The organism is Bacillus cereus group sp. MYBK101-2, assembly GCF_051918845.1.
In the GTDB taxonomy this organism is placed as follows: Bacteria; Bacillota; Bacilli; order Bacillales; family Bacillaceae_G; genus Bacillus_A; species Bacillus_A paranthracis.
This window is the reverse complement of sequence record NZ_JBQAIE010000005.1, coordinates 106,988-120,928: the sequence shown is the minus strand read 5'-3', so window position 1 is coordinate 120,928 and position 13,941 is coordinate 106,988. Positions and strand designations below refer to the sequence as shown.

Here is a 13,941-nt window from a genome sequence, read left to right as displayed (position 1 = left end):
ATTCTTTAAAACATGATTTTTTAGGGAAAGGATAACGATATGAAATATATAGTAGATAGAACATATGCAAAAGAATTACTCGAATGGGCATATGAACAAAACCCCGGTCCTTGGTTTGAACATTCAATAAATGTTGCTCAGGCAACTGAAAACATAATTATAGAACTTATTAAAAATGGGTATAACCTAGATGCTGATATAGCATATAATGCTGCCCTTTTGCATGATATCGGAAGATACAAAGGTTTTACCAAATCGGTCATTCATTCCTATGATGGTTATATGTATATGAATGATTTAGGGTATACAGGAAACGCTGTTATTTGTGTTACACACTCATTCCCCTGCAAAAATGAACATATAGATATCGCAGCGGAGTGGAGTCTCGTTCCTGACCATATGAGAATCCAATTAGTTGAAATATTGAATGAACATTGTAACTACGATTTATACAATAAAGTAATTACTCTTTGTGATGCTCTTGCTGACGCGGATGGTTTTACTACGCTGGAAAGAAGATTGATTTCCGTTGGTTTACGTCACGGTACAACGTCTCATACATCATTACATTGGAAAGGGTTTTATGCAATTAAGAAAGAATTAGAAGCTTTAATCAGTAAAAGCATATACACAGTTCTTCCTGATGTAGAGAATTCGATTTATGAAGAAATAAAATATTAAAATGAATACAAATGTAATTTCACATAAAAAACGTTTTAAACATAAAGTTTAAAACGTTTTTTCTATTCAATGCTTTTGATTTTTCAGTTCACTTAAACACTCTTGCACTAAAGTTACCGCTTGACTCATTGCAGCTCCACCAGCAAATGCTGCTGATACACCACATGCTTCCAGAATTTCTTTATCTGAACACCCTTGATCCAGACACCCTTTTGTATGATAAACGGTACAATATTCATCTTGCGTTGCTAGACTAATTCCTAATGCAATAAGTTGTTTTTCCCTTTTTGTTAAAGAACCCTCTTGAAAACAAGCTTGCGTGAATGCATTATATGTTTCAGCAATTTCAGGAATTTGGTTTGTAAAACTACCGATACCTTCTTTATAATGATGTAGAACGTCATTTACTGAACTATGTTGTTCGTGCGCCATTTTATTATTACCTCCATTCCAATTATATGTACCTATTGTAGTATGTGATGAAAAGAAGGCAATATACGCCACCCAAAAAGAATGAATATTCAGTTTATTATAACTACAATTTCAGACTATCATCCACTACCGCTTGTTCTTTAGAGTTTTTTCTTGCAACCTCTTTACTTCTTTCTTCCCAAAATGTTAAACCTTCAATTCCTACATTTTTAGGATCAAATACTGGATCTTTCCCTTCTTTTTTCTGCGCTTCATAATCTTTTAACACTTTTAATGCAATTTTACTTAATAGTAGAATCGCAATTAAGTTTAACCATGCCATACTACCAATTCCTAAATCTCCAAGATTCCATAAGAGCGATGCTGATTCTACACTACCGATGTAAACCATAATTAAAAATCCAATTTTCAAAACTGGTTTTAACCAGCTATGTTTAAGCTCACGATCTAAATAAGTAAGTGTCGTTTCAGCGATATAGTAGTATGCGAGTAATGTTGTAAATGCGAAGAAGAAAATTGCGATTGAAATGAATAATGGACCAAACCCTGTCATAACAGTTTCAACTGCTTGTTGTGTATAAATTGGACCTGCATCAACATTCCCTATATTCTTTACGATAGCGCTTTTCCCCTCAGGTATAACATTATACATACCTGTTATTAAGATCATAAGAGCTGTCGCTGTACATACGACAATTGTATCAATGTATACAGAAAATGCTTGAACTAACCCTTGTTTTGCTGGGTGAGATACTTCAGCCGCAGCAGAGCTATACGTCGCTTCTCCAACGCCAGCTACATTTGAAAATACAGCGCGCTTTACGCCCCATGCAATTGCCGCACCGACGATTCCACCAAACATTTCATTTATACCGAAAGCACTAGAGAAAATTAAAGCGAACATACTTGGAATTTCCGTTACATTCGCAATTAATACGATACATGTAACAATTACATATCCAATTGCCATAAATGGAACGAGCATTTGTGAAACGCCAGCAATTCTCTTTACGCCGCCAAAAATGATTGCTGCTAATAATACAACTAACAATATACCAGTTATATACTTGCTAATCCCATTAGAGTTTTCAAATCCAACTGCGATACTACTAGATTGAATTCCTGGTAATAAAACGCCATATGAAAGTGTTACAACGACCGCTACAATAACTGCAAACCATTTCATGTTTAAGCCTTTTTCAATGAAATACGGTGTACCACCTCGGTATTCATTTCCAACTTTACTTTTATACACTTGAGATAATGTTGATTCAACAAACGCACTAGCTGCTCCTAAAAGAGCCATTATCCACATCCAAAATACAGCTCCAGGTCCACCAAAAGCGATAGCTGTTGCGACCCCAGCAATATTACCTATTCCAACCCTACCTGATAAGGCTAAACAAAATGCTTGAAAGGATGAAATTCCGGTCTCCGAGCTCTTCCCTTCAAATAATAGTTTAATCATCTCTTTAAAATAACGAATTTGTAGAAAACGAGTTGCAATTGTAAAATACACGCCTGCCCCTAATGCAAAAACAACTAACCCAATACTCCATACTTGCCCTACTAACCACTCTACTAACTGCTCCATCCAAATCCCCCTTATCATTCTTTTGAAAGCTATTTTATATATAAGAAAACGGACAACTATTATTAAAACTTCCAGTTGTCCGTCTATCTCATTATTTCATCTCTCTATTACTTTATATTTACCCAAACACTTTTCACTTCTGTGCAATTATCAAGCGCATATGAACCTAACTCACGACCGATACCAGATTGTTTAAATCCACCAAATGGTGCCGCTGCATTTTCTAAGTTATAATCATTAATCCATACCGTTCCTGCCTTTAATTTATTGGCAACTTGATGTCCTGTTTTAATATTTTGTGTCCATACGCCTGCAGCGAGTCCGTAAGAAGAGCGATTTGCTCTTTCGATTACTTCTTCCGTTGAATCAAATGGAAGTACAACGACAACTGGACCGAAGATTTCTTCCTTAACTATCGTCATATCGTCAGTAACATCTATGAATACTGTTGGCTGTACAAAATAACCTTTTTCAAATGCACGTTCACCACCAGCAGCAACAGTCGCGCCTTCAGCTTTTCCTTGTTCAATGTAATGTAGCACACGCTCTTGTTGCTTTTTAGATACGAGTGGACCCATTTCCGTGTCCTTCTCCATACCTGCTCCAAGTTTCACGTTATTCGCCATTTTTACTAGTTCATTTACGACTGTTTCGTAATGTTTTCGGTGAACGAACACGCGAGATCCAGCACTACAATTTTGGCCGTGATTATACATAATACCTTGGAATGCACCGTTAATCGCTTCTTCTAAATCAGCATCTTCTAAAATGATATTTGGTGATTTACCACCAAGTTCTAACGTTACATGTTTAATTGTTTCTGCAGATTGACGCATAATATATTTTCCTGTAACTGTTGAACCTGTGAAGGCTACCTTATCAATATCATGATGGTTTACAATTGCAGCTCCCGCTTCAGGGCCGAAACCTGGCACAAAGTTTACAACACCATCTGGAAAACCTGCTTCTTTAAAAAGTTTCGCTGCATATAATAAGGATAAAGGAGTTTGCTCTGCTGGTTTTAATACGATTGTACAACCTGTTGCTAGTGCAGCTCCCATTTTCCAAGAAGACATAACGAGCGGAAAATTCCAAGGAATAATTTGACCTACAACGCCAACAGGTTCATGGCGTGTGTAATTTAAGTAATCTTTTGAAATCGGAATGGTTTGCCCGATAATTTTCGTAGCCCATCCCGCATAATAGCGATAATTTTCTACAGTCGCTGCAATATCATCATCCAGTGCTACTTGATATGGCTTCCCATTATCTAAAGCTTCTAACTGTGCTAATTCTTCTCCATGCTCTTCTATTAAGTCTGCTAATTTATAAATAAGATGTGCTCTTTCAGCGGTAGTCATTTCTGCCCAAGGTCCTGATTCAAATGCAGATCGTGCCGCTTTTACTGCGACATCAATATCCTCTTCTTGTGCTTCACATACGACCGCTAAAACATCTTCTGTTGCTGGATTGTATGTTTCAAACGTCTTCCCGCTAATTGAAGGAACAAATTCACCATTAATAAACATTTTAATTTCTTCATTTAAAAACGCTTTCACTTTTGGTTTTAGTTCAATGTTTTTCGTTAACATATATGCTCTCCCCCTTATTTAAACAGCTGCATGAGCTGCAATTTTTGAAATAATCGTTTGAAGTTTTTGATCTTCTTCTTCAGTTAATCCGAGTCTCGGATAACGTGAAGGTCCTCCAGCTTGCCCGTGTAATTCCATGGATCGTTTCACGATTTGCACATACTTTCCTGATCCTTCAAGAAACTCGCAAAGAGGTAAAATAGCGTCGTTTATTTCCCAAGCTTTTTCTAATTCACCATTATAAAAATGCTCATACATTTTCGTAACAAGTCCCGGTACGATATTTCCTGCTACTGAAACCCATCCCGTTGCACCAACTAAATAAGATTCCATAACTAAATCTTCAGATCCACAGAACACTTGAAAAGCACCTTCGCCTTGTCTTACTAAATCTCTCGCTTTTCGAATATCTCCGCTAGATTCTTTAATATGTGTAACATTTTCACAGTCTTTTCCAATACGTAGCATGAGTTCTGTACTCATATCAACACCAGATGTAAACGGGTTATTGTATAACATAATTGGAATATTTACAGCGTTTGAGATTTCTTTAAAATGAAAATATATTTCCTCTTCTTTCGGTTTACAATAATACGAATTTATAATTAATGCACAATCCGCTCCATGCGCTTCTGCATGTTTCGTATATTCAATCGTCTCTTTCGTCGTCTCCGCAGCAGTTCCAACAATAACTGGTATACGACCATCAACTTCTTTTAATACTGTTTCTACCATTTTAAATCGCTCTTCTTTTGATAAACTAACAAACTCTCCTGTGCTTCCATTAATAATAATGCCAGCCACTTTTTGCTCAATAAAGTAGTTTACGTTTTGTTTTACACCGTTCCAATTAATTTCTTGAAACTCATCCATCGGTGTGATTAATACTGGAAATGCCCCTTTAATTTTTTTCATATTTACCTCTCCCTTTACCATGTTATTTTAATAAAAATCCTGTTGGAAACGGATCTGTAGAATCTAATAGAAACGTCTGCATCCCTGTAATAAAACCTCTACTTTCAAAACGGAAAATGTAACCCGTTTCCCCCTTCTTCACTTTTTCAACTGTTATAAAACTATTACATATACTTTCATTTATAAAAGGTTTATCCACTATATTATCGTTTTTAAATAACGCGTGAACATAAGACACAATAGTAGAGACAAACCCCGGCGAACGTACGATAAAGTTATCTTCATGAAATGTAATTGACTTTATATGGTTCTTCTCTTTATGTGAAGAATCTACTAAAATAAGCCTTTTTATTAGCGACTGTTTTTGTATAGCTTGGAGTGTAGCTTCTCCCCATTTTTTCAATTCAGAAATGTTTTCAATACAAATTTCTGGTGAATATGCACCTTTTTCTACAACTGCGTATACTTTATCTGCCTGTATGAGAGAGTAACTTATATTTTTAACTTGTAAATTTTTCTCAATCATATAACATAGTTTACTTTCAAACGAAACAGATACAACTTCATCATTCTCTACATACGCAAGGACTGAAAATATGCCAGATAACGTTTCGATTTTGTATTGATTCGTGTCTCTCTTTTTTAAATACCCGCTTTCTAGTAACATCGTTATGACTGCGACAATACCTCCGTAATGAAGAGGGATTGACCCTTCATGATTAAAAAATAATACAGCTACATCAACTTCCGTATGAATAGAAGGAACGACGATACATCCATTTAAACCGATAAAACCACGCGGTTCATTTAATAAAAGCTGCATTTCTTCTGCTAATTCACCTGAAAATTGTTCGTTTAATTGTTCTAAATTGTAGTAGTACTTGCATGGTACATCTTTGATTACACGGAATGCCTCGCCATTTACGTGTACGTCTACTGCTGTATACATTTTTTGAATGTTCATTTTACATCCTCCGTTTCATGTTCCATCGGCGGAATTAGCAAAAAGCCTTCTTTCAGTGGATCCTTTTCATTGTAAAAAAATCTATGCATCCCCATAAGCCAAGCTGAACCTGTAATTTTCGTTACGACCGCTTCAATATTTTCAACATTTGTCGTATTTATGACACACCCTTTAAATAAAGAACCAACGATACTCTCATGAACAAACTCTTCATTAATCTCTATTTTTTGATTTGCGTATAATACAGCTAACTTTGCTGATGTTCCTGTACCACATGGAGAACGATCAATTCCTCCTGGCGGAACGACAACTGTATTTTTTACATGCGCACTTTCATGAGTAGGATCTGTATAAAATTCAACATGGGTTAATCCTCTAATAAACGAATGCTCTGGATGAATGATTTCAAATTTCTCATTAATCGTATTTCTTATAAGGATCGCTTTATCGATGATTGTAGATGCGTTTTCTGGTACTAACTCTAACCCTACCGATTTCGCATCGATAATGGCATAAAAATTCCCTCCATACGCAATATCAGCCTCTACAGTTCCAATGTCTTCGACGTCTACAGTAATGTGTTTCAGTAAAAAAGCTGGTATGTTACAGAAAGAAACTTCTTTCGCTTTTCCATCTTGAACAAAAATATCCACTTCTACTAAGCCGGCTGGCGTGTCTAACTTTAACGAAGTAATCGGTTCAACTACCGGAATTAAACCTGATTCAATTAAAGCTGTACATACACCAATTGTATCGTGACCACACATCGGTAAATATCCACCTGTTTCTATGTAAATAACACCAATATCTGCTTCAGGATGACACGGATCTGTTAATAGTGCTCCTGACATTACATCATGACCACGCGGTTCATTCATTAACAATTTGCGAATCCAGTCATACTCCTTTTTCATATGTAACATCTTCTCTGCCATCGTCTCTCCTATTAACTTTGGAAGTCCGCTTATCAATGTCCTCGTTGGATTCCCGCCCGTATGTGTATCAATCGTCGTAAAGACTCTTTGTGACCTCATCCGTTTAACACCCTTTCTGTAAAACGACTCAAACGAAGTGGTTCAATTGGAATGATTGTTTCTTTTTCATTTAATAACTCTTCAATCACTTTTCCTGTAACTGCAGCAAGACTAATGCCATCCCCTTCATGCCCTGCTGCTATAAAGTAATTTGGGATATGTTCCACACGTGAAATAATCGGCAAATGATCTTCTGTCCACGGGCGTAATCCAGCATATGAACGAATCACCATCATATCCGCCATTTTCGGATAAAAACGTATTGCTCTGTTCGCAATACATTTAATAACCTCGTTATTTATCCTCGTATGAAGCCCTACAAACTCTCTACTACTACCAATTAAAAAATTTTGGCTTTCTGTCGGCTCAAACACAAGAGCTACCCCATATTTATCAGTTACAGCATCCACTTTTCGTTTTCCACCAAATTTAGAAATTAAATAACCAAATTCCATTACTTTACGGCAACCAACGTGTTGTTGCCTTGAAGCTACAATAATATGCCCTTTTCTCGGTTCAATTGGGATATTTATATCCAACATTTGTCCGATTTTTGGAGCCCACACACCCGCTGCGTTCACCACTTGCTTCGCAGTAAACGTCCCATTTGTTGTTTCTACAATAAAGGAATCGTCTATATCTCTTTTCATTTCTTTTACTTCCGTATGATTAAAAGCCTTCGTACCATATTTCTTCGATTCTGCAAGAAGTGAAAAAGCAAGAAGATATGGATTTACAGTCGAATCTGTTGCGCATTCTAACCCGCCTAATAAATCATCTGCAAAAAATGGCGATTCCGCTCTTATATCTTGCCTATCAAGCATTCGAAACGGCAAACCAGCTTCTTTTTGGCGATTCACCCATTGCTGCGCTGCTTCCATTTCTTCGTCTGACTCACATACGAGAATACTTCCTGGCGCCCTATATTCAAATGAGTGCTCTAACTCTTCACTTAAATCAGTTACTAATTTTTGACTTACTAACGACATTTGACTATCAAACCCTGGGTCTTTATCAATAGCCAAAATATTTCCGTCACATCGTGAAGACGTCCCACTGACAAATTCTCCTTTTTCAATAATTGTTACGTCTCTTCCGTATTTTGAAGTGTAATAAGCGATAGAACAGCCAATAATACCACCGCCTATTATTAAAACATCACAGTGCCTCACGTAGCATCCTCCCTTCTTTTTACTCCCTCACTTTCTTTTATGCAATTGACGTGCCAACTGTACATATATACACTTTTCACAAAAAATATTTTTATTTGTAAAAATATTTTTAATTTATCGTAAATAGGTGTATTATTTTTTTATCACTGTCAAAATTTTTATACATAATAGGAGGACAATATGGCATTCTCATTTCCCACAATAAAAGAATTTCTAAAAATTTTATCCATTGATCATACATACTGCTTGCAACATATTGAGCAAATTAACGAAAAGTATTATTACCGCCCTTCTACTACAGAAGAATATAACTGCGCAGTAATATATGAAGATGACTCATTCACCGCTTTAATTGACGCGTTTTCCAATGAAATAGTCGTTATCATAATGAACGAAAATAAAGAGCCTATATGCTGTATAACGACTCAGCAAATTATTCCGTTTCTTGTTAAGTCGTACAACAAACTGCAATCTTTTTATAAAACCGTAATACAAACAACGGATTCCTCCGTTACAGTCATCGATGATAAAGAACGCGTTTGCACCTGGACAGATGGCGCCGAAAAGATCTTTTCAGTCAAGCATAATGAAATTATCGGGCAACCTATCACTCGTTTTTTTGACTATAAAGATTTGGAAATTTTGCAATCACTACATGACGGAAAAAGTATAATCGCTCAGTTCCATCAACCTCGTCCAGATTTGTTCGTATTAATTAACTCAAATCCAGTTTATTGTAACGGTGAAATTATAGGAGCAGTCGTTTCAGAAACTGACGTTACAAATCAAGTCGCATTAAATGAAAAACTATTCAATATGTCACATGAAATGCACCGTTTAGAACAAGAAGTAGCAAAGTATAAAGATGAATCAGATCCTTTTCTTGCGATGAATGGAAAAAGCCCAGTAATACAAAGAACAATACAATTAGCTAGAAAGGTTTGTTCCGTGAAATCAACTGTTTTAATACTCGGCGAAAGTGGTGTTGGAAAAGAAGTATTCGCGAAAGCAATTCATGAAGCTAGTGAGGCAGCGAAGGCACCTTTTATTTCAATTAACTGTGGTGCCATTCCAGAGGCGTTATTTGAAAGCGAATTATTCGGGTATGAGCGCGGGGCGTTTTCTGGTGCAAATAGTAAAGGTAAAAAAGGGAAAATAGAGCTCGCCCAAGGCGGCACATTATTTCTTGATGAAATAGGAGAAATGCCACTCGATATGCAAGTGAAGCTTTTGCGCGTACTACAAGAACGAAAATATTACCGAGTTGGTGGAGAAAAAGAGATTCATATTGACTTCCGTATTATCGCTGCTACCAATCGTGATTTACAAGAAGAAATGAGAAAAGGCACGTTCCGAGAAGATTTATACTATCGCCTAAATGTAGTTAGTTTGCATATTCCACCGCTGCGCGAAAGACGCGAAGATATTATTGAATTAACCTATTCTTTCCTAAACGATTTTTCAATCAACTATAACAGACCCATTCGCGACTTACCTTCAAGCATTATGCATGAACTGCTTCATTACAATTGGCCAGGTAATATTCGTGAGCTCCGTAACGTTGTCGAAAGACTTGTCGTATTTGCGACTGACGGTATTATAAAACAAGAATATTTACCATTTCATACAACTGAAACGTTAGACAATCATACGGCTCATTCCCTATTACTCAGCAACAACCATACAATCCTCTCTTTGCAAGAAGAGATGGATGAACATGAGAAGAAAGTCATTGAGAGGGCTTTACGCATTTTAAATGGGAATAAATTAGAGTGCGCGAAACAACTCGGTGTTACGAGAGCCACTTTATATAACCGTTTAAAAAAACTTGGGTTGCAATAACCGTTTCCCTCCTCTATATTGGCATAGTTTTTGCATTATTTAATTTGTGCAAACCGAACTAGAGGAGGAATTCATATGACGAATAAAGATCACTTAATTGTTTGTCGATGTGAAGAAGTTACATACGAACAACTTCAATCGACAATTGCTGAATATAAATGCTCGGCTAGAGAATTAAAACTAAGAACACGTGCTGGCATGGGATTTTGCGGTGGCCGCACATGTAGAATGATGATTGATCGAATGATTGAAAATACAAATCCAGGCGTAACTACAAAGGAGATTCCATTGAAATATCAACCACCGGTACGAGCAGTTACTTTTGAATCGGTAGGTGAAAGTAAATGAGTAGAATTAAACATCACCCTATTTTAGGAAATTTAAATAATAGTAATCGCATTACTTTTCACTTTAACGGTCAACAATATGAAGCATATGAACATGAAACGATTGCTGCCGCTTTACTTGCAAACGGAATAAGAACATTAAGAGTGCATGAAGATAGCGGGACGCCGCGAGGTATTTACTGCAATATTGGTCATTGTTCTGAATGTCGCGTCACAGTAAATAATCAAACGAACGTACGAGCATGCTTAACTGTTGTAGAAAAAGGTATGGTAGTTGATAGCGGAAAACAGCATCCAAATATCGTGAGAGAGATGGTGAAAAAGCGATGAACGATGTGATTATTATCGGAGCTGGACCAGCAGGTTTATCAGCCTCTATCTCTTGTGCTCGTTTTGGACTAAAAGTACTTGTAATTGATGAATTTATGAAGCCTGGCGGAAGGTTGTTAGGACAATTACATCAAGAACCTACTGGAGAATGGTGGAATGGAATAGAAGAATCGAAGCGACTTCACGAAGAAGCAAAATCACTTTCAGTTGATATTCGATGTGGTATTTCTGTCTATAATTTAGATAAAGATGAAAGTTCTTGGTACGTACATACGAATATCGGTACGTTAGAAGCACCGTTCGTTCTACTTGCTACTGGCGCTGCTGAGTACTCTATCCCTCTTCCTGGTTGGACACTCCCAGGAGTCATGTCGATCGGGGCAGCCCAAGTAATGACGAATGTACATCGTGTTCAAGTTGGAAAAAAAGGAATCATTATTGGTGCTAACATATTGTCATTTGCTATTTTGAATGAATTACAATTGGCAGGAATTAAAGTGGAACATATCGTACTTCCTGAAAAAAGTGAATTAAGTCAACAGGCTGGTGAACCAGAAGAAGTTTTAAATTCTCTCTTACACGCTGCACACCTTGCCCCATCACCTTTATTACGCATTGGTAGTCGATTGATGCAATATAATTGGGCGAAACAAGCTGGATTAAAGTTTTATCCTAATAACGGTATGAAAATAAACGGTACACCTCTTCACCTTCGAAAAGCAGCTCTTGAAATTATCGGCACAGATCAAGTTGAAGGTGTACGCGTTGCTAATATTGATACGAAAGGAAATATCGTAACTGGATCGGAACAAATATATGAGGCAGACTTCGTTTGTATTGCCGGTGGCTTATATCCTCTCGCTGAACTAGCCGCTGTAGCTGGCTGTCCGTTCCGTTACATTCCGGAATTAGGTGGGCATGTTCCTCTCCATTCTGAAACAATGGAAACCCCTCTTCCCGGTTTATTTGTTGCTGGTAATATAACTGGCATTGAAAGCGGGAAAATCGCGATGGCACAAGGAACTGTTGCTGGATATTCAATCGTAAAACAGGCAAATAAAAAATCCCATTTAGTTGAACAACAATTGCAACAAGCAATCCAAGATGTACATGCTGTACGTCAACAAGCTGCCATTCAATTTAACCAGGGTGTTGATGTCGGTAGACGGAAGATGAATGAAATTTGGCGTGATTATTCCCTTGCATTTGCACATACTAAAAAGAGCTGTTGAGAATATTCTCAACAGCTCTTTTCGCTACTCATCTGAGTTATTAAATTTCGCTAACGCGTAAATACCTTCTTCATCATCTAATTCAAGTTGTAATCTCGCCGCAAATGAATTGACGTTATATTCTCTGTCAAGTAATAAACGTAGTGCTTCGATTAAATTCGCTTGAATTAAAATTTGCTGGCGCCCATTTACCTCTACTTCAGCAGAAAAACCGTAGTCATCGTCGTACATAAGTTCAACTAAAACTTCTTCTGGACCAACTTGTCTTTTTTCAGCGATATATACGCAAAGGGCATTGATCAGTTCTTGTTCAGAAATTTTTATCGTTTCCATGCTACTTCATCTTCCTTTTTCTTGCGTTGATCTTTGAAGTATTTAAATGCACGAACTGCTAACATTACGATACCAGCCATTACTAACATATTTACCATAAACGCTAATACAGAACCAAGAGCTCCCATATTTGCAAATAAGCTACCCATTAGTAAACCACCAAGACCACCTAGTAATAAACCTTTCATAAAGCTTCCTTTATTACTTTTTGGTGCTGTGTTCGTTGCTTTTGTTTTTGAATCTGTTGTTGTTTTTTGTGAATTCACGTTACTATCTTTTTTGTTCAAATCAACTTTTGACTTTTGACCAGAACTTGGTGTGTATGATTTTTTACCAGATTTGTAACTCTTCGCTGCTGCGTGATCTACAAACATGAAGCTACTAGCTCCAAAGATAACCATGAATGCTGTCATGACTGCTACAAGTTTTTTCAACATATTATATCCATTCTCCTTTTATATAGATATATGTGAAATCTACCTTTCTAGTAAATTCAGAATGATAGATTTGTTTTTAAAAACATTTTAAAGGTTCTTATGAACTTATTATATGAACTTTTGTCGAAATATGCAAGCATTATTTACTTCCGACAGTTTGGTGACAAAGGAAAAATTAAGCAAAACAGAATTGACTTTAAATGAAACAAAACATATTATAGGTTCATAAGAACTTTTTATTATTTTTGGAGGTGAAAAGATGGAAACATTTCATCTCACACGAAACGAAATGGCTACCCTTCTTCTATCTTTAAGAGGATGGAATACGAAAAAGCCTCTCGGTATTTTACAAGAAGCGTGGGCAAAGTCACATAAAAAAGATATTGAAAGCGGACAAAGCGTAACTGCTTTTATTACTACCGCACTTTCACCTATTTTTGAAAAACTGATTAAAATTGACGATACAGACGTTGGTTTTTCTTTAAACGAAATCGTTGCGCTTGGAAATCAAATTGAAAATACAAGTTTTTCAGTAACAGCCATGCAAAACTGGGTGAAACGAGATATAAAAGAAATGATTGGCTCTCCTCAAAAAGGAAAAAAGTATTCAATTGAACAAGCAGCCTTACTATTCATTGTTGAAGATTTAAAAACAGCACTTGATTTTGAATCCATTCGTAAGCTATTGCGCCTTATCGTAAATGACCCAGCCGATCGAAGTGATGACTTAATCAATCCTGTTCATTTATATGGAGCATATTCTTCCCTATTTGAAGAACTTAATCAAGGGAATTGCTTACAATTAAATGCAACAGATACAGTTCATACAATTGAAAACATCGTAAAAGAAAAAGCTGATAAAATCGCAAGCAAGTTCGATCAAATTAATAACGAGCAACGCGAAGCAATTCGTAACGCCATTATTATCGCCACACTTTCTGTACATACCGCATATGTACAAATGTTAGCGAAACGTTACGTAACAGCAACTTTATTTTTACAGAACTTAGATGTGAAACCGTAAAAAAACAAGCAT

At 36.6% G+C, this 13,941-nt stretch carries 15 protein-coding genes; 6 read left to right on the top strand and 9 right to left on the bottom strand.

What is annotated here, in order from left to right; all coding sequences use genetic code 11:
- Positions 1-39: 39 nt before the first annotated feature.
- Complete coding sequence (locus ACTFSI_RS12990) at positions 40-681, top strand: HD domain-containing protein (protein WP_000875267.1); 642 nt, start codon at positions 40-42, stop codon at positions 679-681.
- 66 nt (positions 682-747) lie between these two features.
- Here ACTFSI_RS12990 and ACTFSI_RS12985 read toward each other — a convergent pair whose 3' ends face one another.
- From ACTFSI_RS12985 to ACTFSI_RS12955, 7 genes are all read right to left on the bottom strand, one after another.
- Positions 748-1,185: a carboxymuconolactone decarboxylase family protein gene (locus tag ACTFSI_RS12985; RefSeq protein ID WP_179192338.1), complete on the bottom strand. Its 438-nt coding sequence runs from the start codon at positions 1,183-1,185 to the stop codon at positions 748-750.
- Positions 1,186-1,216: 31 nt separating this feature from the next.
- The gene (locus tag ACTFSI_RS12980; RefSeq protein ID WP_044792148.1) at positions 1,217-2,707 is read right to left on the bottom strand and encodes an alanine/glycine:cation symporter family protein; all 1,491 of its coding nucleotides are present in this window, start codon (positions 2,705-2,707) and stop codon (positions 1,217-1,219) included.
- 107 nt (positions 2,708-2,814) lie between these two features.
- A complete protein-coding gene (locus ACTFSI_RS12975) occupies positions 2,815-4,299 on the bottom strand; it encodes an aldehyde dehydrogenase family protein (protein ID WP_440045423.1) in 1,485 nt (494 codons plus the stop codon).
- Between the two features lie 18 nt (positions 4,300-4,317).
- Entirely contained in the window at positions 4,318-5,235 is a 918-nt protein-coding gene (gene dapA / locus ACTFSI_RS12970) for a 4-hydroxy-tetrahydrodipicolinate synthase (RefSeq protein ID WP_130983636.1), read from the bottom strand.
- Position 5,236: 1 nt separating this feature from the next.
- On the bottom strand, positions 5,237-6,178 hold the full coding sequence (locus tag ACTFSI_RS12965; RefSeq protein WP_044792145.1) for a proline racemase family protein: 942 nt from the start codon (positions 6,176-6,178) through the stop codon (positions 5,237-5,239).
- On the bottom strand, positions 6,175-7,212 hold the full coding sequence (locus tag ACTFSI_RS12960) for a proline racemase family protein (protein WP_044792144.1): 1,038 nt from the start codon (positions 7,210-7,212) through the stop codon (positions 6,175-6,177). The genes ACTFSI_RS12965 and ACTFSI_RS12960 overlap by 4 nt, the downstream gene beginning before the upstream one ends.
- On the bottom strand, positions 7,209-8,384 hold the full coding sequence (locus tag ACTFSI_RS12955) for an NAD(P)/FAD-dependent oxidoreductase (protein WP_044792143.1): 1,176 nt from the start codon (positions 8,382-8,384) through the stop codon (positions 7,209-7,211). The genes ACTFSI_RS12960 and ACTFSI_RS12955 overlap by 4 nt, the downstream gene beginning before the upstream one ends.
- 180 nt (positions 8,385-8,564) lie before the next feature.
- On the opposite strand from ACTFSI_RS12955, the gene ACTFSI_RS12950 reads away from it, so the two are divergent.
- From ACTFSI_RS12950 to ACTFSI_RS12935, 4 genes are all read left to right on the top strand, one after another.
- A complete protein-coding gene (locus tag ACTFSI_RS12950; RefSeq protein WP_044792142.1) occupies positions 8,565-10,226 on the top strand; it encodes a sigma-54 interaction domain-containing protein in 1,662 nt (553 codons plus the stop codon).
- 75 nt (positions 10,227-10,301) lie between these two features.
- On the top strand, positions 10,302-10,574 hold the full coding sequence (locus ACTFSI_RS12945; protein WP_440045422.1) for a (2Fe-2S)-binding protein: 273 nt from the start codon (positions 10,302-10,304) through the stop codon (positions 10,572-10,574).
- Entirely contained in the window at positions 10,571-10,903 is a 333-nt protein-coding gene (locus ACTFSI_RS12940) for a (2Fe-2S)-binding protein (protein ID WP_044792141.1), read from the top strand. The genes ACTFSI_RS12945 and ACTFSI_RS12940 overlap by 4 nt, the downstream gene beginning before the upstream one ends.
- Positions 10,900-12,135, top strand: a complete 1,236-nt coding sequence (locus ACTFSI_RS12935; protein ID WP_044792140.1) for an NAD(P)/FAD-dependent oxidoreductase — start codon at positions 10,900-10,902, stop codon at positions 12,133-12,135. The genes ACTFSI_RS12940 and ACTFSI_RS12935 overlap by 4 nt, the downstream gene beginning before the upstream one ends.
- Before the next feature lie 24 nt (positions 12,136-12,159).
- Here ACTFSI_RS12935 and ACTFSI_RS12930 read toward each other — a convergent pair whose 3' ends face one another.
- Both ACTFSI_RS12930 and ACTFSI_RS12925 read right to left on the bottom strand, forming a co-directional pair.
- Positions 12,160-12,468: a YxcD family protein gene (locus ACTFSI_RS12930; RefSeq protein ID WP_000447759.1), complete on the bottom strand. Its 309-nt coding sequence runs from the start codon at positions 12,466-12,468 to the stop codon at positions 12,160-12,162.
- Positions 12,456-12,905 carry a hypothetical protein gene (locus tag ACTFSI_RS12925; RefSeq protein WP_000914487.1) on the bottom strand — a complete coding sequence of 150 codons (450 nt, stop codon included), beginning with the start codon at positions 12,903-12,905 and terminating at the stop codon, positions 12,456-12,458. The genes ACTFSI_RS12930 and ACTFSI_RS12925 overlap by 13 nt, the downstream gene beginning before the upstream one ends.
- 259 nt (positions 12,906-13,164) lie before the next feature.
- On the opposite strand from ACTFSI_RS12925, the gene ACTFSI_RS12920 reads away from it, so the two are divergent.
- Positions 13,165-13,929, top strand: a complete 765-nt coding sequence (locus ACTFSI_RS12920; protein ID WP_000447227.1) for a DUF1836 domain-containing protein — start codon at positions 13,165-13,167, stop codon at positions 13,927-13,929.
- Positions 13,930-13,941 lie beyond the last annotated feature (12 nt).